The sequence below is a fragment of the Paenibacillus sp. FSL R5-0486 genome, from assembly GCF_037975155.1.
GTDB classification, from domain to species: domain Bacteria; phylum Bacillota; class Bacilli; order Paenibacillales; family Paenibacillaceae; genus Paenibacillus; species Paenibacillus amylolyticus.
Genome location: NZ_CP150237.1, coordinates 1,206,598 through 1,226,482 on the forward strand (window position 1 = coordinate 1,206,598; position 19,885 = coordinate 1,226,482).

The 19,885-nt window shown below is 47.0% G+C and carries 18 protein-coding genes; all 18 read left to right on the top strand.

The features are described 5' to 3' along the window. Window positions 1–21: 21 nt before the first annotated feature. The 18 genes from MKY01_RS05360 to MKY01_RS05445 all read left to right on the top strand — a co-directional run bounded on the left by MKY01_RS05360 (window position 22) and on the right by MKY01_RS05445 (window position 19,802). Window positions 22–915 carry an NAD(P)-dependent oxidoreductase gene (locus MKY01_RS05360; RefSeq protein WP_036606250.1) on the top strand — a complete coding sequence of 298 codons (894 nt, stop codon included), beginning with the start codon at window positions 22–24 and terminating at the stop codon, window positions 913–915. Window positions 916–1,192: 277 nt separating this feature from the next. Next, window positions 1,193–1,924, top strand: a complete 732-nt coding sequence (locus MKY01_RS05365) for a nuclease-related domain-containing protein (protein ID WP_076319386.1) — start codon at window positions 1,193–1,195, stop codon at window positions 1,922–1,924. 266 nt (window positions 1,925–2,190) lie between these two features. After that, on the top strand, window positions 2,191–3,081 hold the full coding sequence (locus MKY01_RS05370) for a hypothetical protein (RefSeq protein ID WP_253505920.1): 891 nt from the start codon (window positions 2,191–2,193) through the stop codon (window positions 3,079–3,081). A 227-nt stretch (window positions 3,082–3,308) separates the two neighbouring features. Continuing rightward, window positions 3,309–5,084, top strand: a complete 1,776-nt coding sequence (locus tag MKY01_RS05375; protein WP_339285757.1) for a histidine kinase — start codon at window positions 3,309–3,311, stop codon at window positions 5,082–5,084. After that, entirely contained in the window at window positions 5,081–6,145 is a 1,065-nt protein-coding gene (locus tag MKY01_RS05380; protein WP_339285759.1) for a response regulator, read from the top strand. Before MKY01_RS05375 ends, MKY01_RS05380 begins: the two co-directional genes overlap by 4 nt. A 271-nt stretch (window positions 6,146–6,416) precedes the next feature. Next, window positions 6,417–7,334 (top strand): ABC transporter permease subunit, encoded by a 918-nt coding sequence (locus MKY01_RS05385; protein WP_339287089.1) that lies wholly within the window; start codon window positions 6,417–6,419, stop codon window positions 7,332–7,334. Between the two features lie 14 nt (window positions 7,335–7,348). Continuing rightward, window positions 7,349–8,218: a carbohydrate ABC transporter permease gene (locus MKY01_RS05390; RefSeq protein ID WP_036606256.1), complete on the top strand. Its 870-nt coding sequence runs from the start codon at window positions 7,349–7,351 to the stop codon at window positions 8,216–8,218. A 60-nt stretch (window positions 8,219–8,278) separates the two neighbouring features. Further along, a complete protein-coding gene (locus tag MKY01_RS05395) occupies window positions 8,279–9,934 on the top strand; it encodes an extracellular solute-binding protein (protein WP_339285760.1) in 1,656 nt (551 codons plus the stop codon). 343 nt (window positions 9,935–10,277) lie between these two features. Continuing rightward, window positions 10,278–10,724, top strand: a complete 447-nt coding sequence (locus tag MKY01_RS05400; RefSeq protein ID WP_036606259.1) for a tellurite resistance TerB family protein — start codon at window positions 10,278–10,280, stop codon at window positions 10,722–10,724. Between the two features lie 35 nt (window positions 10,725–10,759). Beyond that, window positions 10,760–11,353, top strand: coding sequence for a TerD family protein (locus MKY01_RS05405; RefSeq protein WP_036672556.1), 594 nt, complete (start codon window positions 10,760–10,762; stop codon window positions 11,351–11,353). A gap of 90 nt (window positions 11,354–11,443) precedes the next feature. After that, complete coding sequence (locus MKY01_RS05410; protein WP_062837432.1) at window positions 11,444–12,019, top strand: TerD family protein; 576 nt, start codon at window positions 11,444–11,446, stop codon at window positions 12,017–12,019. A 93-nt stretch (window positions 12,020–12,112) separates the two neighbouring features. Next, entirely contained in the window at window positions 12,113–12,694 is a 582-nt protein-coding gene (locus tag MKY01_RS05415) for a TerD family protein (protein WP_036606267.1), read from the top strand. 30 nt (window positions 12,695–12,724) lie between these two features. Further along, on the top strand, window positions 12,725–13,981 hold the full coding sequence (locus tag MKY01_RS05420; RefSeq protein WP_339285762.1) for a TerD family protein: 1,257 nt from the start codon (window positions 12,725–12,727) through the stop codon (window positions 13,979–13,981). 191 nt (window positions 13,982–14,172) lie between these two features. Next, window positions 14,173–15,393, top strand: coding sequence for an HpcH/HpaI aldolase/citrate lyase family protein (locus MKY01_RS05425; protein ID WP_339287090.1), 1,221 nt, complete (start codon window positions 14,173–14,175; stop codon window positions 15,391–15,393). Continuing rightward, window positions 15,323–16,756, top strand: coding sequence for a phosphoribosyltransferase family protein (locus MKY01_RS05430; RefSeq protein ID WP_339285764.1), 1,434 nt, complete (start codon window positions 15,323–15,325; stop codon window positions 16,754–16,756). Before MKY01_RS05425 ends, MKY01_RS05430 begins: the two co-directional genes overlap by 71 nt. Continuing rightward, window positions 16,753–17,904, top strand: a complete 1,152-nt coding sequence (locus MKY01_RS05435; RefSeq protein WP_339285766.1) for a cysteine protease StiP family protein — start codon at window positions 16,753–16,755, stop codon at window positions 17,902–17,904. The genes MKY01_RS05430 and MKY01_RS05435 overlap by 4 nt, the downstream gene beginning before the upstream one ends. Then, window positions 17,904–18,752: a hydrolase gene (locus MKY01_RS05440; protein WP_315373228.1), complete on the top strand. Its 849-nt coding sequence runs from the start codon at window positions 17,904–17,906 to the stop codon at window positions 18,750–18,752. The genes MKY01_RS05435 and MKY01_RS05440 overlap by 1 nt, the downstream gene beginning before the upstream one ends. Further along, the gene (locus tag MKY01_RS05445) at window positions 18,753–19,802 is read left to right on the top strand and encodes an ATP-grasp domain-containing protein (RefSeq protein WP_339285768.1); all 1,050 of its coding nucleotides are present in this window, start codon (window positions 18,753–18,755) and stop codon (window positions 19,800–19,802) included. Window positions 19,803–19,885 lie beyond the last annotated feature (83 nt).

Genomic DNA, 19,885 nt, shown 5'->3' on the forward strand with positions numbered 1-19,885 from the left:
AAAATAGGGAGGAAACCTGCGATGACAAATACAACGAAGGCACCTGGAGAGACAAAAGTTGGCTTTATTGGTACAGGCGTGATGGGTAAAAGCATGGCTGGGCATATCCAGCAAGCGGGATATCCGCTGCATGTGTACACGCGAACTGCTGCCAAAGCGGAAGCGTTGGTGAAAGAAGGTGCCGTATGGCATGACACACCAGGCAAACTGGCTGCTGCGTGTGATGTCATCATAACGATGGTGGGGTATCCGAAAGATGTAGAGGAGATTTATCTCGGTGAGGATGGTCTCGTAGCCAATGCCAAACCGGGTTCATATCTGATTGATATGACAACATCCAGTCCGTTACTGGCTGCACGAATCTTTGAAGCTGCGGAAGCCAAAGGACTGCATGCACTGGACGCGCCTGTATCGGGCGGTGATATCGGAGCGCAGAACGCCAAGCTTTCCATTATGGTTGGTGGTAGTTCGGAGGCCTTTGAAGCTGTGCGTCCGCTGTTTGAGCAGATGGGCACCAACATTGTGTTGCAAGGCAAGGCGGGAGCCGGGCAGCATACCAAAATGTGCAACCAGATTGCCATTGCCTCTGGCATGATGGGTGTATGCGAAGCACTTGCCTATGCCAAGACGTCTGGTCTGGACGCGGAGACCGTGCTGAAGAGTATTGCTACCGGTGCAGCCGGAAGCTGGTCACTCAGCAATCTCGGTCCGCGCATGATCGCAGGCGATTATGAGCCTGGATTCTATGTGAAACATTTTATCAAAGACATGGGAATTGCACTGGAGTCTGCAAAAGCGATGGGCATGAAAACACCTGGGCTGGCTTTGGCCGAATCCTTGTATCAGGAAATAGCGAATAATGGTCTGGAAGAGAAGGGTACTCAGGTGCTCTACACCTATTATCTTCAGGCTTAACAACCAAGAGAACAGCAGCGTATTCTTTTTCTATTCAGGAAAGGGTTGCGCTGTTTTTTTTAATTTTGCGGCTTGTTTATGCGTCTAAAGTCACGAAATTGGTTAAATATTCATATGTGCTTTGCGTATTGGAGAGATTTTGATCGTTTTCCCTTTATTTTTACCCCGCTTTATCCGACATAAGTAATAGAAGTTTACATAATGAATGTGTCAAAGGATGTTATTCCTCCTGTAATGGTCACCCGTAACCCACACTATAATAGAACGGAGCTTGCCCATGTTCAAGAAAATCCTGTCTCTGTTCAAGACACAACCAGAGCTTGCGAACCAGATTACAGCCTCCGCTTCAGCGTTACCATCAACGACAACCATTCCCCCGCGTATGGTCCGTAGTAAGCGCAAGAAAAAGGCGGAAGGGGATTGGATACGCCAGCCGGAGGAGCCTAGTACAGCAGATCAGCTGATAGGTCTTCCAAGTCAATATAAAGTGCTGAACGACCTGCTCGTTACCAATCCGAAGTCACGCTCCGGTTATTCGCAGATTGATCATGTCGTGATCGGCCCTCGGGCAATCTTTGTAATCGAAACTCGAAATCTGACGACAGGTGAGATTCGCGGCGGAAGAAGAGAGGCCAATTGGTCGGTCAGCAGCAGCCGGGTCAAAATGTACAATCCACTTATGCAGCATCGTGCACATGTGGAAGCCATTCATGCACACCTCGGAGACTACAAAAGAGTACGTCTTGTCTCCATGGTGACCTTCACCAACCGTTGCCGCATCAGTGTTGATCCTGCTGTGAGGTATGTGAATTCGGATGAACTGATCATCTACGATCATGAGTTGGTGGAAACGATTCAGCGGAAGACGGAACGACTTGAGAGTGAGGTTCCCGAAACCGTATTTCAAGAGAAAGATATTCAGGCGATCTACGCTCTGTTATCATCGGTTAATTCCACGGATCCTCAGATTCGGTCAGAGCATATGGAGAAGGCTAAAGGGATCAAATAATTACGCTTCACAAACACTGTTGTCCATACGGGCGGCAGTGTTTTTGCGTTGCGGTGGTAGTTAATGCGCGCCTAGTAAAAGGCTTTAGACACAGGTATATCGTCGTATACAACCGGTTTTTAACTTATGATAGAATGTAGACCATGTCCAATTGTGTGAATCAAGCATGTTATATGAAAGGATATTTTTGTAAGTAGGTGTTCAAGTCTTGGAGCCAGAGGTTAATGGTTCTCAGGAATATACATACGATAGGGGAAGATTATACGATGAAATGGAATTATACGATAAAGACGTTCACAGTTATGCTTGGTTTGGCAGCGATTCTGACAGCTTGTGGTGGCGGAGCTAAAGAGACGTCATTGCCGGAGTCTGCTTCCGGTACAGAAGTTGCTTCATCAGAAACAAGCAGCTCGAATGCTGCTGTAACAGAAACCGCAGCAACCGGTTCGAAGGGGAGTGAGGAGACAGGTTCAACTACAGAAGAATCTTCTTCAACTGACGACGGCAAGATTGGAAAGGACTCCACACTGGAAGAGTTGAAGCAGCAGTATGCCGATAAACTTGGTTATATCCGTATCCCGCTTACAGATCATCCGGTGCGTCGAGTCAGTGAGGAGGGTTCCAAAAATATTAATGTGGCCAACTATAGTGATGCCGTTGTGGACATGAATGCAGAGGTTCCAATTCATTCCGATTCGCAGCGGTTAATTGATGATGCCTTTCCATTTTTCACAACCGTACAAGCACCTGATGAATCTTATATAACTTGGGAAGAAGCAACCAATCTGGAGCGTGCCTTGGTGAAAACACTGTTTATCGCCCGTGAAGGTCTGCTAATTACTGAGGATGCGATGAAAAATAAGGATTATAGCAGCACATCGTTCCAGGATTCGATGGATTTCTTCAGAGTTACAGCGAAATTTGAATCCATGGCACCTGTTGCACAGCATCCGCGTGACATTACGTTGAGTACGCTATACGACAAAGCACGCACGTCATGGGGCAAGCTTGCTGCGATGGACCCGGAGCAGGATGAAGCGGCGTTTGCCGAGATGTACAAGACGACGAGAACCGATGCCAATAATGCCATGGGGTTGCTTAATGTTCTCTTGTCTACCAATGAAGAAGAACGGGTCAAAGAGATTTACGGGGAATAAAAATGCCGTGATCCAGAGTTAATATGGAACATCCCGGTAACATGTCTGGATCACATGCCTTCAAACTCTGACTACCGCTTGAAGCGGGGTCAGGGTTTTTCTGGTTTTTTCCAATAGGTGTATGATATGTTTTTAGGAGTAAGACATGTACGGAATATAGGTGAGGTGTGTGAAAGATGTGGTGGATGAACTTTTGTAAACGCTTTAAATTTAAAACGAAGCTAATCTTGTTTTTATCTACCGCAACGGTCTTAATCTCCGGAATCACAGGGTTGATCACCTATCGTATCCATATCGACCTGTTCAATGAAGAGGTCAGTCGCCAGTATAGTCTTACCGCAGAGCAGATTCTTGCACGTCTGGATTCGAGGGTACACGACATGTATAAAGTCACCGATTATATCACACTGAATCCCTCCGTAAAAAATGCCATCAAAGCACAGACCTCTGGCATCTCGTCCTACGATCAGATGAAGCTAGAAGATGAACTGGATGATCAGTTGTATCAGGTAAGGCTGGATGCACCGGAGATCATGGGGCTCCGCATATATGACCTGAAGGAAAACATATTTAATCTCGGCGCCTTTGCTGGCTCATTTCAACAGATGGATCCTTCCTATCTGGCAGAGATGGTTCATAGACTGGAAGGAACGGGCGGCGAATATGGTTGGAATCGATTGGGGCCGGATGCCTTCTTGCAGGAGGAACAATCCAATTGGATTCTGGCGGGACGATTAATGCGGTCTGTTGATCTGGAGACCTATGGCGTCATGCTAATTCTGTTTAACACCTCGTTGTTCGAATCGTATCTCAAAGATCTGCGACTGAATGAGGAAGTTGCTGTCTACTTGTTTGACGCAGATGGTGGGCTTCTTTATGCCTTTCATAATCAGGATGCGGATCCACCACCACTTACCGAGCTAAGCCTAGGGGCGACGGAGATCAGGGACGAGCAGGGAACAACCCAATTGTATACGAAGCAAACGTCAGACAAAGCGGGCTTCACCCTGGTCAGCAAGGTCTCACTGGCTCAGATTCAGAACAAGGGAAAGATTATTGTAAAAGTTGCTGTGTTCTCTGCGGTAGCCAGCATATTATGCTCCTGGTTCATCATTACCGTAATTAGCGGCAGACTGTTGCGTCCACTTGCGAGTCTAGTCAACGCGATGAAAAGAGTGCGTGATGGACAGTTCGATACACGGGTACGGATCGAGACACGGGATGAGCTCGGTTTCATCGGTGAACGATTCAATGCAATGGCTTCCCGGATTGATACGCTTATACATGAAGTGTACGAGCGCGAACTCAGTGAAAAAGAGGCTGAACTCAAAGCTATTCAGGCCCAGCTGAATCCCCATTTTCTGTATAACACGCTGAGCATGTTTTTCTGGAAGTTCTATATGCTTGGTGATGAGAAATCGGCTCGCCTGGTCACTGCCTTGTCCGAGATGCTGCAGTATACGCTGGAACCCGTGCAGCAACTGACGACCGTTCAGGATGAGATGAAGCAAATAGATCACTACCTGCAGATTCAGCAGGCCCGGTATCAGGAAGCCTTGTCGATTGAAATTGCCGTTCCTGCTGAATTGCTTCGCTGTCAGGTGATCCGGCTGTTGCTTCAGCCCATCGTGGAGAATGTTTTTGTTCATGCCTTCTCGGACAAAAGGAACAACCGCCATCTGGAGATTCGTGGCTCGCGGCAAAACGGGCATGAAGGAGAGCCGGATCTGCTCATCATCGAAATTTCAGATAACGGCTGCGGCATGCACGCATCGGTCATTGAACGCATTATGAAGCCAGTGGCACATGCCGATGAGGAACGTCAGCACATTGGCATGCGGAGTGTACTTCGAAGAATTGAGTTGATTCACGGTGAACCCTACGGTGTACAGATCGAGTCGACTGTGGGAGAGGGTACGCTAGTACGTCTTTGTTTGCCTTATCAGATCGGTGAGGACTTATGCCGGGAAATTCAGGTGACTGAGAGGAGTAGGTTCTGTTGAATGGACGTATGCTTGTAGTGGATGATGAAGCATTATTTCGTCAGGGTCTGATTCATCTGGTTCGCAATAACCCCCTCGGTTGGGAGGTTGTTGGGGAAGCGGCCGATGGAGAAGAAGCGATACAGGCTGTACACAGCTGCACACCTGATCTAATCATTACGGACATCAACATGCCTGTGATGGATGGTCTAGATTTGGCTGAACGCATACACGAGAGTGGACTGGACATTATGATTATCATTTTGACAGGTTATCGAGAGTTCGAATATGCACAGCGTGCCATCCGATATGGAGCAATTGAATTTTTGTTAAAGCCGTTCTCGCTCGATGAAGCATGCCAGGTGTTACAAAAGGCACATGAACGATATCGCCGAAAACAGTCCGACATTCGGATCAGGGAACAATACAGCCAGGTGGACCGTACCGAGAGACTGCGAGAGGAACTGACTTTGTTGCTGCTCCACCATCAATTCGGATCGATAATGAATCGGATCGAGATGTTGCTGGAAGAAGCGTCCGTGATGAGCTTGTCACAAGGCAAAGCGGAGATTCATATGCTTATGAAGGTCATGACGGACTTACTGGTACAACAGCTTCAGCCTCAGGAATCCAGTGGTATGGACTCAACTGCCCCAGATCCACTGCTCTGGATTCATACCATACCTGAAGTCATCGCTTGGGCCAGATGCAAGAGCGAAGAGTGGGTGGATATGCTGATGCGGCTAACTCAGGAACAGCAGGATCATGTTGTTACACGTGTTATACAGTATATTGAAATGAACTATTCCAGCACATGCACGTTGCAGGCCGTGGCTGCCCATGTTCATGTGACACCCAACTACTTGAGCCATTTGTTCAAAAAAGAAACAGGACAAGGCTTCAGCCAATATGTCAGCAAGCGCCGAATTGATAAGGCGAAGCTACTGCTGCACAGCACTCGGCAGAGCATGGCAGATATCGCGGAACTGACCGGGTTCGATAACTCCAGTTATTTTACAACTGTATTCAAACAGATGACGGGGGTATCGCCCCGCGAATATCGCAAGCAAGTAGCCAAGTGAAGTGCCCGGTAGCAATCCCCCTTGAACTGCTGCAGGGTCACAATTAAAGAGAAGCCTCCTCTTAATATCTGTTTGTTTCCAAGGGCAACCCCACCATGTGGGGTTATTTTTGCGTAGAAAATTATAAAAGGATCGTTAAATAACAAATGTTTACGCTTACATTTTTATCTAAAATACAACTATAGTACATCAACAGCAGAGAGGAGTGATGGATGTGAAGGGGGAACTGACCGCAGGTCCGCCGTCTGGATTACAACCGCCGGACAGTGAAATGAAGCATCGGATTCGGCAGCAGCGGCTTCGACAATTCAAGATGAATATACCGTTAATCTTGATGTTTGTTCCGGTGATTATGTTCTACCTTACCTTTCGTTATGCACCCATCGGAGGGCTGGTCATGGCCTTTAAGGATTACAACTTCTATGATGGGCTGTGGAACAGTCCATGGGTGGGCTTTCAGCATTTTCAGACGCTGTTCAGTGATCCGCGCACGGTGGAGATTATTCGCAACACCTTGTTCCTCAGTCTGTTAAGCATCATTATCGGGTTTCCCATTCCGATCATTCTGGCCATTATGCTAAATGAAGTGCGAAACATGGCCTTTAAGCGAACGGTGCAGACGGTGGTCTATATGCCACACTTCTTTTCCTGGGTCATCATTGCGATGATGATCATGACGGTTTTCTCTTTGGAAAATGGGATCGTCAACCGCTGGGTCGAGGCCTGGACGGGAGCGCCTTATCCGTTCATGTACAACAAGGGTTCGTGGGTAGCGGTGTTTGTTGGCTCAGGGATCTGGAAGGACATGGGCTTTAATGCCATCATTTTTCTCGCGGCACTAACGACCATTGATCCGAGTCAATACGAGGCTGCACAGATGGATGGGGCCAGCAAAATGCGCCAGATCTGGCATGTCACCCTTCCGGGTATACGCTCCACCATTATTCTCCTGCTTATTCTGTCGATGGGGCGGGTGATGGAGGTCGGATTCGACCAGGTATATATGCTTCAGAATTCCAATGTCAATGAGATAGCAGATGTAATCAGTACGTATATCTACCGCACCGGTCTTCAGGGAGCACAGTTCAGCCTGACAACGGCGATGGGATTGTTCGAATCACTGGTTGCATTTATCCTTATTTTCAGTGCAAATTATATCGCGCGTCGATTTAACGAAGGTTTGTGGTAGGGAGGGAGAACAGCATGAGAAAAACCAAAGGAGAAAAAGTCTTTTATCTAATCAATTATGTATTGTTGTCATTGGTTGCCGTCAGCTGTATCCTGCCCTTACTGAACATTGTTGCCTTGTCATTTAGTGATGCGAGAGCGGTTGTTTCAGGTCAAGTGGGGTTATGGCCCGTCGATTTCACCTGGTTCTCCTATCACAGCCTAATTACGGGAACGCCGATTCTGAATGCATTCTGGAACAGTGTGGAGATCACATTGATCGGTACAGGGCTCAGCATGGCGGTGACGATTATGGCGGCATATCCGCTGTCACGTAGACATTTTTATCACCGGCGCTTCTTTACGATGGCGATGGTGTTCACGATGATTTTTAACGGTGGACTCATCCCGACTTATTTGGTCGTGCAAAATCTCGGTCTTGTGAACAGTTACGGCGCGCTCTGGCTACCGGGCCTGGTGAGCACTTACAACATGCTGATTATGCGATCTTATTTTGAAAATCTGCCGGGGGAAGTGGACGAGGCTGCGCGCATCGATGGTTGTGGTGAACTGGGGCTTTTGTTCCGAATCGTGTTGCCATTATCCAAACCTTTGCTGGCGACTATTGCTCTCTTTTACGGCGTGGGTTACTGGAATTCGTTCATGAGTGTGATGATTTATATCAATGATACGTCCAAATACAACATGACCGTGCTCGTCCAAAATATGATTATGTCCAATCTGAATGTACAGGATTTTACTGATCCAACGATGATATCGAATCTGACCCCGGAAGGCATCCGGGCAGCAGCTGTCATTGTGATGGTCATACCCATTTTGGCAGTGTATCCGTTCTTGCAGAAGTACTTCGTTAAAGGGGTCATGCTTGGATCAATTAAAGGTTAAAGCAGGCTGTGGGTTAACCCGCATGGGTTCATAATACAGGAGAGAAAGAGGGTCTTATCTATGGCGTTAACGATGAAGGCATGGATGAAGTCGGGTCTCGTTCTGGGCTTGATCGGTGGTTTGCTGGCGGGATGTACAGGAGGTAATGGTAGCGAACAGGCGGAAGGCGAAGGCAACAGGGGGAACATTACGTCAACGATCTATGATCGGGGCGCGGTCCCAAGCGGCATGGGTACGATCGAAGATAATATGTGGTCCAAGTGGATTAACGAGAATGGCCCGGCAAATGTAAAATATACAGCAGTTCCCCGCTGGGAATCTCAGTCGAAACTTAACGTATTATTCGCTTCTGGCAGTGCACCGGATATCATTTTTGAATTCGGTACGCCCATCCGTAACACACTGTTTAATCAAAAACAGCTGATGCCACTGGATGAGTTGATCGAGAACTCGAGTGTGGAATACAAAGCCTTGATGGAGAAATATCCCCAGCTCAAGAAGGCCGGCATCAAAAGCGATGGTAAGCTCTATGAAGTGGGACGTATGAACGAGGTGTTTCCACTAACGAGCTTTTTCATTCGGGAAGACTGGCTGGAAAAGTTGAATCTGGAGGTACCGACCAATGAGGAAGAGATGCTGGCGGTAGCCAAGGCATTCACGGAGAATGATCCCGATGGAAACGGAGCTAAGGATACATATGGCATCGGTGGATTTCAGTTCGGCGATACAGCGGGTCTGTTCCGCTATATGTACAACGCCAACTGGGTGAATGTGGAGGACGGGGAGATGGTGGTTGGTCCCAACAACATGAAAGAAGCCACGGCATTCAAACGTGCATTATATGAAGCAGGAGTGGTGGATAAGGACTTATTGACCGACAAGGATGGGGCCAAGGCAAAGCAGGATTTCCTGAATGGCAAAATCGGTATGTACGCAGCCATGACTTCGGATTATACCGGGTTTGCAGCGAAGGAACTGGATACACTGATGCAGAATGTTCCCGAAGCCAAATTAAAGGTCATCGCTCTGCCAACCACGTCCGTAGGACAGCACACGATGGTGTGGAATAACCCGGTTCAGATGACTGCAGCTGTGAATGCACGAGCCAAAAATCCGGAAGCAGTTATGCAATATATCGATTTTCTGACCAAAATAGAGTCAGGCCGAACCTTCAAAAATGGATTTGAAAACACGCATTATACGCTGAACGATCAAGGCTGTCCGCGGATCTCGGAGCAGGAGAAATACAAGCAGGAGATCAGCTGGGCAGGCGATTACGCCATGTTGTACAGCCGTCTGGAGGAAGGCAAATGCGGGTACACAGAAATGCTGTTCAGCGAAGAGATCCCATCCCAGAAGGAAGGACTTCGACTATTCAAGGAAGCGCGTGAGGTATACATGACGGATCTTCCGGTAGGAGAGGGTGTTACCCATTCGGAACATATGCCGCAGCTACCCAAGGATCTTCAGGTGAAGTTGACCAATGTGACAACAGCGATCAATGATATCTTTACCCGTTCCATCATTGGCGGAAGCAAATATACAGTCGAACAGGCTGCAACGGAAGCACAGCAGAAGTGGGAGCAAGGCGGGGGCCCGGAGATTGAAGCATGGTACAAAGACTGGTGGAGCAAGGAAAAGGATAATGTACTAGTCTGGGACGACTTCTATGAAATCTATGAACAACAACAGGCTGATTTTGAAAAATCGGAATAAATTCACGGATTCAAATCATTCATGAAATTTATAATTTTGGTGTTGGTAGAAATAAGCGCTCTGATCCCCTGATCAGAGCCTTTTTATGTTTGGGCTTCAAATAGGGGAATATTTGACTGAAAAATGAAGTGAATAGAAAGTTCTCGCATCTCGCTTGAAACTATATCCAGAACAATGCGTATCATAAGGTATTAATTGTTTTTTAATGTAGAAAATTGCCGTATTTCAGAGTATAGTTAAGGAATAATTTAACTTATATTCAACATGATGTAGATATGAAAGTTACTGAAAAATCTTGAAAAGAATGTACGGAACACCAGGTTGAAACTATTGGAGGTTGAGTATGAGTTCATTTAAAAGCTGGTTAAATTCAACAAAACAAGGACTTGAAGAGCAAGTCAAAAAGTTTAAAAATAAAGATTTTATGGATGCCGTGGTTGCAGGTTGTGCACTGGTTGCTTTTGCAGATGGTTCCATTGACGAAGCGGAAAAGAACAAGATGGCCGGTTATATCAACCTGAGTCAGGAATTGAAAGTATTTGATATGGCTGAAGTGATTACACGCTTTAATCATTATGTTGCGAACTTTGAGTTCTCTCCAGAGATCGGGAAGCAGGAAGCGCTGAAAGCTATTGGGAAATTCAAAGCCAAGCCAGATGTAGGACGCGTTATTGTGGGTGTATGCAGTGCGATTGGTTCAGCTGATGGCAACTTTGATGATCAGGAGAAAAGAGTCGTTGCCGAGATATGCATTGTACTTGGACTGAACCCGAGTGAATTCAATCTCTAAGTAGCTATTTTGCATATGAAGGGAGGTGAAAATCAGTGGCAAGCATTAATTTGGTCAAAGGACAGAAGATTGATTTAACCAAAGGCAATGCAGGACTTACTGAGGTGATTGCTGGTCTCGGTTGGGACCCGGTAACTGCCAAAGGTTTCTTTGGAAGAAAAAAACAAGCGGATATCGATTGTGATGCATCGGCGATCATGTTGAATGAGGAAGGCAAGTTGGTCAAGGACTCCAACCTGGTTTGCTTCCACAACAAGCAAAGTGCATGTCGTTCGGTTATCCATTCAGGTGACAATTTAACAGGACAGGGAGACGGCGACGACGAACAGATCAAAATGGATCTGTCCCGTATTCCTGCTGATGTTCATAAAGTATTAATCGTTGTTAATATCTACGATTGTGTCAATCGCAAGCAAGATTTTGGCATGATTGAGAAGGCTTATATTCGTATTCTGGATGGTAAAAATTCCAGTGAGCTCGTGAAGTTCAATCTATCCGAAAACTACACAGGTTCAACAGCGTTGATCTGTGGTGAATTGTATCGTCATGGAGGCGAATGGAAATTCTCGGCAATTGGAGAGGGTTCCCATGCGGTACATATCAACGAACTCGCTCGCAGGTACTCCTAAGTACAAGATTTAACCTAAATCGACAATAATCCTGATATTCATATGTCACGATAACTACAATACACTTAAATAAGCGAGGATGATCATACGATGGCAATTAATCTCTCTAAAGGTCAAAAAATCGATCTGACTAAAACGAACCCAGGTTTGACAAAAATCACAGTAGGCTTGGGCTGGGATACCAATAAGTATGATGGCGGAAAAGACTTTGACCTGGATGTATCGGTATTCTGTGCCAATGCAAACGGTAAAGTAGAAGGCGAGAAAAACTTCATCTTCTTCAACAATCCACAAAATGAAAATGGTTCTGTTGTTCACACCGGTGACAACCGTACAGGAGATGGCGATGGTGATGACGAGCAGATCAATATCGACCTGCCTAACGTACCCGCAAATGTAGAGAAAATTGCATTCTCCATTACGATCTACGAAGCTACAGAACGTAGCCAGAACTTCGGACAAGTCTCCCGTGCTTATGTGCGAATCGTTAACGAAGCAAACAGCGAAGAACTGATTCGTTTCGACCTGGGAGAAGACTTTTCCATCGAAACAGGTGTAGTTGTTGGTGAATTGTATCGTCATAACGGCGAGTGGAAGTTCAGTGCCATTGGTAGTGGTTACCAGGATGGATTGGTTGGATTGACACGCGACTACGGTTTGCAATAGGACGTACAGTACGACTTACAGGATGGGAAGAACCGTCTCCTGGACGGTTCTCCTTTTCATTTAATCACATATTTTGGAAAGGTGGAAAAACAAATGACGATCAGTCTTGCCAAAGGACAACGTATTGACCTGACTAAGACGAATCCGGGCCTTACCCGTGTGGTGGTTGGTTTGGGTTGGGATACAAACAAATATAGTGGTGGAGTCGACTTTGACCTGGACGCTTCGGCTTTTTTGTTGTACGAAGATGGAAAAGCCAAAGGTACGGATGACTTTGTTTTTTACAACAATCCAAGCGGCGGTGCGGGTTCAGTAACACATACTGGTGATAACCGTACAGGTGAAGGTGATGGCGATGATGAGCAAGTTGTTGTTGATTTCAGTAAAATCCCTGCGCACATTCACCGGATTGGTATTACCGTAACCATCTATGATGGAGATGGACGAGGGCAGAATTTTGGACAAGTCTCCAATGCTTTTGTTCGTGTTGTAGATGCTGCAAGTGATCGGGAAGTGCTTCGTTTCGACCTCGGAGAAGACTACTCTACCGAAACAGCTGTAGTGTTCTGTGAGTTTTACCGTGCAGGTGCGGACTGGAAATTCCAGGCGGTAGGCAGTGGCTTCACAGGTGGACTATCTGCTTTATGCAAAAATTACGGGCTGGATGCACAATAACATAACTTGGCATAGAAAGGTGAATCTGCTATGGCGATTTCTGTCGTGAAAGGCCAGAAGAGTGATCTGACCAAAACCAATCCGGGCTTGTCCCGTCTAACGGTAGGCATTGGTTGGGAGGCAGCCTCGGGTGTAGAGCTGGACACATCAGCATTCCTTCTGGGTTCAGACAATAAAGTGGCTGGAGATGAGGATTTTATCTTTTATAATCAGCCCTCTACCTCGTTCATCACGTACATGGATGGTGGACAGGTTGGTGGCGAGAAGAAACAATTCGCCATTGATCTTGGCAAAATCCCTGCCCGAATTGAGAAAATCGCCTTCAGCCTGACGATTCATGACGGTGAAGCACGACGCCATCATTTTGGACAGGTTCAGCATGGTTTTCTACGGTTTGCCAATGCAGCTACAGGTCAGGAAGTAATGAGATATGATCTGGGAAGCGGTTTTACAGTGGAGACCGCGATTGTCATCGGTGAATTGTATCGTCATAACGGAGAATGGAAGTTCAATGCGATAGGATCGGGTTTTGCAGGCGGATTGAATGCACTCTGCGCTAACTTTGGTGTGGATGTGGATGGTGGATCGGACCCTGTACCAACGACTTCAACCGTTCCTCCGACAGCTGTACCGACTCCACCACCCCCGGCGCCCGCACCAGAACCGACGCCTGCTCCTGTGAATTCGATCAATTTCAGCAAAATTGAATTGAAGAAGAAGGGCGACACCATTAACCTCAAGAAAAATGCGGGGGGACTTGGTGAAATCCTGATTAACCTGAACTGGAATCAACAGGGTAGCAAAGGGTTGTTTGGTCGTAGCAAGAGTGTGGATCTGGACTTGGGCTGTCTGTTCGAGATGAAGGATGGTACACGAGATGTGATTCAGGCATTGGGACAAACGTTTGGTTCACTGAATCGTTTCCCTTATATTGCACTAGATGGGGATGACCGGACGGGATCTGTTAAGACGGGAGAGAATCTGCGGATTAATGGTGCCCGTATCTCGGAAATTGAGCGCATCTTGGTATTTACCTATATTTATGGTGGTGTGGCCAACTGGTCTCAAGTAGATGGTGTGGTAACTATCCAGCAGAAGGATGGCCCGGATATCATTGTCCGAATGAATGAATACGGGAGCCCGCTTGGCATGTGTGGCATCGCGATGTTACGCAATGTGAACAATGAGACATTCAGTATTGAACGAATCGTGCAGTTCTATAATGGCCATCAGGCGTTGGACGAGGCTCATGATTGGGGAATGCAGTGGGTTGCGGGAAGAAAGTAATCATTTGAATTTAATCAATATATAAACGCTGTATCGGTCAGCGCCATTGCAAGGATACTGTTGACCAACGTTATCCTCGATAATAGACCATCAATCCCTCCAGACTAAGGAGGGATTGGTTTTTATGCCCCGACAGCTGGAATCAACTATTGCAGATTGGCTATTGCCAAAGGTGCGAGGAGGAGACAACCCTGAAATATTTTAACTTTTTGAGTCTGGAAGAAGAAGATACTTTATTTTTCTCTTCACCCGTCTCGTTCAATCACCGGACTTCCAAAGATCTACTGGCATATGCTGTTGGGGCTGCTCTATATATGCCCGCGACGCGCACACATATCGCGGACGACATTATGAATGGTAAACATGAAGGTCTGACGACCATTATTATTGATCTGGAGGACGCTGTGGGTGACGATCAAGTAGAGTTTGCCGAGCAGTGTCTGGTACAGCATCTAACTCAACTGATGACTTATATGGAGACAGGCATGCTGAGTCAGGATCAAATGCCTCTTCTGTTTGCTCGTGTACGTTCACCAGAACAGTTGGAACGTCTCATTGATACGTTGGGAGCATTGGTGTCCATGCTGACAGGCGTGGCTTTGCCCAAGTTTTGTGTGGGCAATGGAAGAGCCTATTTCGACCAGATCCGCAGTTATAATCAACGGAAACCGGATCATTATCCCGTTCTCTATGGAATGCCTATATTGGAAACGGCTTCAATAATATATCGGGAGACACGTTGGGAGACCTTACTGGGCCTTCGGAACATCCTAGATGAAAATGTTGAATATGTGCTCAATGTACGCATAGGTGCGACCGATTTCTCCAGCCTGTTTGGATTACGCCGAAGCCCGGAATTGACTATATACGATATCGCCACGATCCGTGACTGCATCTCGGATATTATCAATCTGTTTGGACGGATGGACAAGCCGTATGTGATCTCGGGTCCTGTCTGGGAATATTTCAGTCAGCGGGAGCGCGTGTTCAAACCTCAATTACGACAGACTCCATTCGAAGAAACCCTTGGCAAATCAGGGCTGCATCTGAGGATGAAATATATTACGAACACAATGGATGGATTGATGCGTGAAGTCATGATGGATAAGGAAAATGGAATTGTAGGCAAAACGATCATTCATCCTTCTCATATTAAACCCGTACAAGCGATGTACGTTGTTACACATGAGGAATATTCCGATGCACAAGACATCATCGCCCGTAATGACGGTAGCCTGGGTGTGTTCAAAAGTAATTACTATAACAAAATGAATGAGATTAAACCACACTTGAGCTGGGCGAATCGAATTCTAATCCGATCACAAATATATGGGGTGTTACATGAACAGCAGCATTTTGTCGGGCTCTTGCCCAAGCACGAACAACAACATAACTACGTTCCCAATTCTTGATCAATTCAGTCTGAACGTTCAGGTTACACATAACCCGTTACAACTTCCACTAGAATCTCTATTTTCCATGGCTGCACGCATCAATAAGAAACGTTCATTTCTGTTTGTAAGCAGACTGCTGGGCAAGCACATCCCGGTTAACCCGTATACCTCGCTTCTGAGTGGCGCGGCATTGGCTGTTCTGTTATATGAGCACCTGACTGAAAAGACGGAAGAGACGAAAGTTCAGATCACCGAGTGGAAACGGGAAATGGTCGAGGGGCTGATTGATCCCAAGCAAGCCCGGCAAGTGTACAACATGCTGTTGCAAGAAAGCTTGAGTTTGCCGGAAACGATTCGTTTTGTTGGTTTTGCCGAGACCGCTACAGCGTTGGGTCACAGCATGTACGAGATGTTTGCTGATCAAGCTTCTTATATTCACACCACTCGCGAGTATGTTCCAGCGATGCATCCAGATATTCAATTTGAAGAAGAACATTCCCATGCGATGGCTCATCGTTGTTATGCGTTGGATCATGAAGCTTTTGCAGGAGAGGGCCCGATTGTTCTGGTGGACGACGAGATTACGACGGGCAAAACGACGTTGAATATCATTAGGGATATTCAGGCCAGATATCCTCGGAAGCAATATGTGATTGCTTCGCTGTTGGACTGGCGTACGGAAGCGGACGAACTTCGGTTTGCCGAACTGGAAGCTGAATTGGGGATTACCATTACACCGTTAAGCCTGTTGAAGGGCCGTATTGAAGTAGTGGGTACTCCACAGTTGGAAGCAACACAGCAAGATGAGCAGCTATCCCATCCTGCCGTAACGCTTCAAACCTCTACCGTTGCCGATGCCTTCGATCAGCTGCACGCTACTTCGGAGGATGGTGAAGGTAAACGTAGCACAGCGAGCTACGTCCAGCATACGGGCAGGTTTGGTATGCAATCCCGTCATAATGGCGAATTGCGCCAGGAGATTAGCCGGATTGCAGAACGGCTTCGGACGCAGCGTACGGGAGAACGGACTTTGGTGATGGGAACAGGGGAGTTCATGTACATTCCGATGCGTATTGCTGCCGAGATGGGAGAAGGCGTGTTGTATCAATCCACTACCCGCAGTCCAATCCATACACATCCGGCTCCAGGATATGCTGTTCGTAGTGGTGCCGGATATGCCTCACCGGAAGACGCATCTGTTCGTAACTTTATCTATAACATCGCTCCGGGACAATATGATGAGATTTTTGTTCTGCTGGAGAGACAGATGTCCGAAGAAAGAATGGAACCGATGTTGAAGGTACTGGGGCAGTTGGGGTGTGGACACATTCATATCGTATATTGCGGCTTGCCAGAGAAGACAGGGGACAACGAGCAATGAACTTAACTACACTGGAGCTAATCAGACAACGTGAGATTCCGTCTCCTGAGCCAATGGGCAGTTATGCTGCATCAGACGTTGTTTTCCTACTGAAGGATATCAGCCATGTGGATCTGGAAAAGGGAACGGGTGAACGGGAGCAGGCGATCCAATCCGGGGTTCATTATTCGGAGATGCTGCCCGTGGAATACCAGCCCACAGCAGAATACATTGAGCTGTTCCATCAGACGCTGGAACAATCCGCTGCAAGAATCGCGCGTCATACCGCCATTGTGGCTGAGAAGATTGTAGAGCGCAGGGGACTGAATCTTGTGCTAGTATCTCTGGCTCGAGCCGGAACACCTGTGGGCATCCTGATCAAACGTTATATTGAATTGAAATACAAAGTGACGATTCCGCATTATAGCATTTCAATTATTCGTGGCAAGGGTATGGACGAGAACGCAATTTTATATATTTTACAGCAGCATGGTCTGGAAACAGCTATTCAGTTTGTAGACGGTTGGACAGGCAAAGGGGCTATTCGCAAAGTGCTGAAAGAGTCCTGTGACCAAATGGAACGGACTTATGGCATAAGTCTCGATGATGATCTTGCCGTGTTGGCCGATCCGGGGCAATGCTCAGGCACCTTTGGGACAAGGGAAGATTATCTTATTCCTAGTGCTTGTCTGAATTCCACGGTATCGGGACTGGTGAGCCGTACAGTACTTCGCGATGATCTGATTGGACCGTCAGATTTTCACGGGGCCAAATGGTATCGTGAATGGTCCTCTGCGGATGTGTCGACCGAATACGTGGATACTATTGCTCAGCATTTTCCGCAGATGATGGACCTGACGGAGATTCAAACGGAGGACAATGCTACTGGTACTTCGGAAATCACCTGGAAAGGCTGGCAGGATATCGAGTCCATCCAGCAATCCTTTGGCATTGCGAACATCAATCTGATCAAACCTGGAATCGGAGAAACAACCCGGGTGTTACTGCGCCGTGTCCCTTGGAAGATTCTTGTGGACCGTCTGGATAATCCGGATTTGCAACATATCATAATGCTCGCCAGAGACAGAAATGTGCCGGTTGAGGTATATCCGGGATTAACCTATTCCTGTTGCGGCATTATTCAATCCCTGGGAGGTGGAGGAGAATGATGATCTACGCAAGTGATCTGGACCAGACGCTGGTGTACTCCCGTCGTGCGCTCCGTATTCCCGAAGATACACCGGGACTTGTTCCCGCAGAGTGGATTAACGGCAAGTTGTCCGCTTTTATGTCAGCATATGCACTGGAGCGGTTGCAGTCTTTGCCACAAGACATTGTATTCATGCCTGTGACGACACGTACCGTGGAGCAGTACCGGCGCATTCATATTTTTCAGAGCGAATGTATTCCGAAATATGCGGTGACGAGTAATGGTGGCAACATCATTGTTGACGGTCAGGTAGACGATGAATGGAATCTGCATATTCGTTCTTTGCTTCGTCAGCAGGCAGCTACTCCCGAAGAGATCCTGAATTTATTTGACGATGTGCTGAGCCCGGAGTGGGTAATTAATCAGCGATTGTGTGATGAGCTGTTCTTTGCATTGCTGATCGAACGTGACAAGCTTCCAATGGAGCATATTGCGGAAAAGATTCGGGTGTTAGAGACGCTGGGATGGGAGAGTTCGATTCAGGGGCGGAAGCTCTATCTGGTGCCTTCGGCCGTGAACAAACGAGCTGCAGTGGAGCATATTAGGCAACGTATTGGCGATATGCCTGTGATTGCTTCGGGTGATTCCTTGCTGGATCGTTGTTTGCTGGACTTTGCGCACTACGCCATTGCTCCGTCTCACGGAGAGTTACATGTGGAGAGACAGCGTGTACCTGAGCAGGTACCGTATCAATTTACGGAACAATTCGGTGCTTTTGCAGCAGATGAGATTCTCGATTACGTTCACCGTATTCATAACGATCAACAGACCCAGATAGACCATGCCGAGATAAGGGAGACCGTATAAATGAAAAAAATGAAGATTTACTTCAACCGTTGGTTCTCTGTAACGTATCATTATATGAATGCGATTCGGGACAATGAGGACGGTATGGAATTTGAGATCTACGGTACTCATCCTGATCCTGGACATATGGCATTACAGGGCTGTGATGTTGCAGAAGTTGAACCGCGTCTAACGGGCCGGGAGTATGTTGATTTTTGCCTCGACTTTTGCCGTCGTCATCAGATTGATGTGTTTATTCCACGCTGGAACATGCTGGACATCAGCAGACATATCTCCCTGTTCGAAGAGATCGGTACACGGGTTATCGTATGCTCGGACACGGAATTGCTGGAACAATTGATGGAGAAAGACCGGTTCTATGAATCGGTGCGTGAGAAGGGCATTATGGAGATTCCGGATTATTTCACGGTCAGTAATGCTGCACAATTCCAGCAAGCCTATGAGGCGCTACGTGCACGTGGACACGATGTATGCTTCAAACCATGTAATGGTGAGGGTGGTATGGGATTCCGAGTGATTAATAATGAACGTGATCCGTTGCAGGAGTTGTTCGGATACGCGCTTAACTCCATTTCGTATGAAGATGCCCTGCGTGCGTTCTCTTCTGCTCCGTCCTTTCAAAATGTCATGGTGATGGAGGTACTGGAAGGATATGAATACAGCATTGATTGTCTTTCGAATCGCAATGGGAAACTATTAACGGCTATCCCGCGTAGAAAAGAAAGAGGACGTTTGCGCTTGCTTGAAGAAAACGAGGAATTGCTGGCGATTGCCCGCAATGTGGCAGAAGTATATCGGATTCCTTATAATTTTAATATACAGATGAAATATCGCAAGGATACACCGAAGTTGCTGGAGATCAATCCGCGTATGTCGGGTGGGTTGCACATGTCTTGTCTGTCGGGCGTGAACTTCCCGTATCTGGCGGTCAAGTCTGCACTTGGCCATGATATTGGACCACTTCATCCGAAGTTTGGCATACTGGGAAGTCATATCGAACAACCATTTATAATCGACGTTCAGAAGGTAAGCGGAGTACACCACGTCTAGCTGAGAATTTCCCTCAACATTGACACCTTCTGGATGGTTTTTTTACAATACGGATATGTGTTGTTAAGGCAGGAGGACAAGTA

Bases quoted from the DNA above. Each gene is read 5' to 3' on its own strand.
- MKY01_RS05360 (WP_036606250.1), top strand. From the start codon at position 22: ATGACAAATACAACGAAGGCACCTGGAGAGACAAAAGTTGGCTTTATT.
- MKY01_RS05420 (WP_339285762.1), top strand. From the start codon at position 12,725: ATGGCGATTTCTGTCGTGAAAGGCCAGAAGAGTGATCTGACCAAAACC.
- MKY01_RS05385 (WP_339287089.1), top strand. From the start codon at position 6,417: ATGAAGCATCGGATTCGGCAGCAGCGGCTTCGACAATTCAAGATGAAT.
- MKY01_RS05445 (WP_339285768.1), top strand. From the start codon at position 18,753: ATGAAAAAAATGAAGATTTACTTCAACCGTTGGTTCTCTGTAACGTAT.
- MKY01_RS05370 (WP_253505920.1), top strand. From the start codon at position 2,191: ATGAAATGGAATTATACGATAAAGACGTTCACAGTTATGCTTGGTTTG.
- MKY01_RS05395 (WP_339285760.1), top strand. From the start codon at position 8,279: ATGGCGTTAACGATGAAGGCATGGATGAAGTCGGGTCTCGTTCTGGGC.
- MKY01_RS05415 (WP_036606267.1), top strand. From the start codon at position 12,113: ATGACGATCAGTCTTGCCAAAGGACAACGTATTGACCTGACTAAGACG.
- MKY01_RS05365 (WP_076319386.1), top strand. From the start codon at position 1,193: ATGTTCAAGAAAATCCTGTCTCTGTTCAAGACACAACCAGAGCTTGCG.
- MKY01_RS05390 (WP_036606256.1), top strand. From the start codon at position 7,349: ATGAGAAAAACCAAAGGAGAAAAAGTCTTTTATCTAATCAATTATGTA.
- MKY01_RS05410 (WP_062837432.1), top strand. From the start codon at position 11,444: ATGGCAATTAATCTCTCTAAAGGTCAAAAAATCGATCTGACTAAAACG.
- MKY01_RS05435 (WP_339285766.1), top strand. From the start codon at position 16,753: ATGAACTTAACTACACTGGAGCTAATCAGACAACGTGAGATTCCGTCT.
- MKY01_RS05400 (WP_036606259.1), top strand. From the start codon at position 10,278: ATGAGTTCATTTAAAAGCTGGTTAAATTCAACAAAACAAGGACTTGAA.
- MKY01_RS05440 (WP_315373228.1), top strand. From the start codon at position 17,904: ATGATCTACGCAAGTGATCTGGACCAGACGCTGGTGTACTCCCGTCGT.
- MKY01_RS05430 (WP_339285764.1), top strand. From the start codon at position 15,323: ATGAACAGCAGCATTTTGTCGGGCTCTTGCCCAAGCACGAACAACAAC.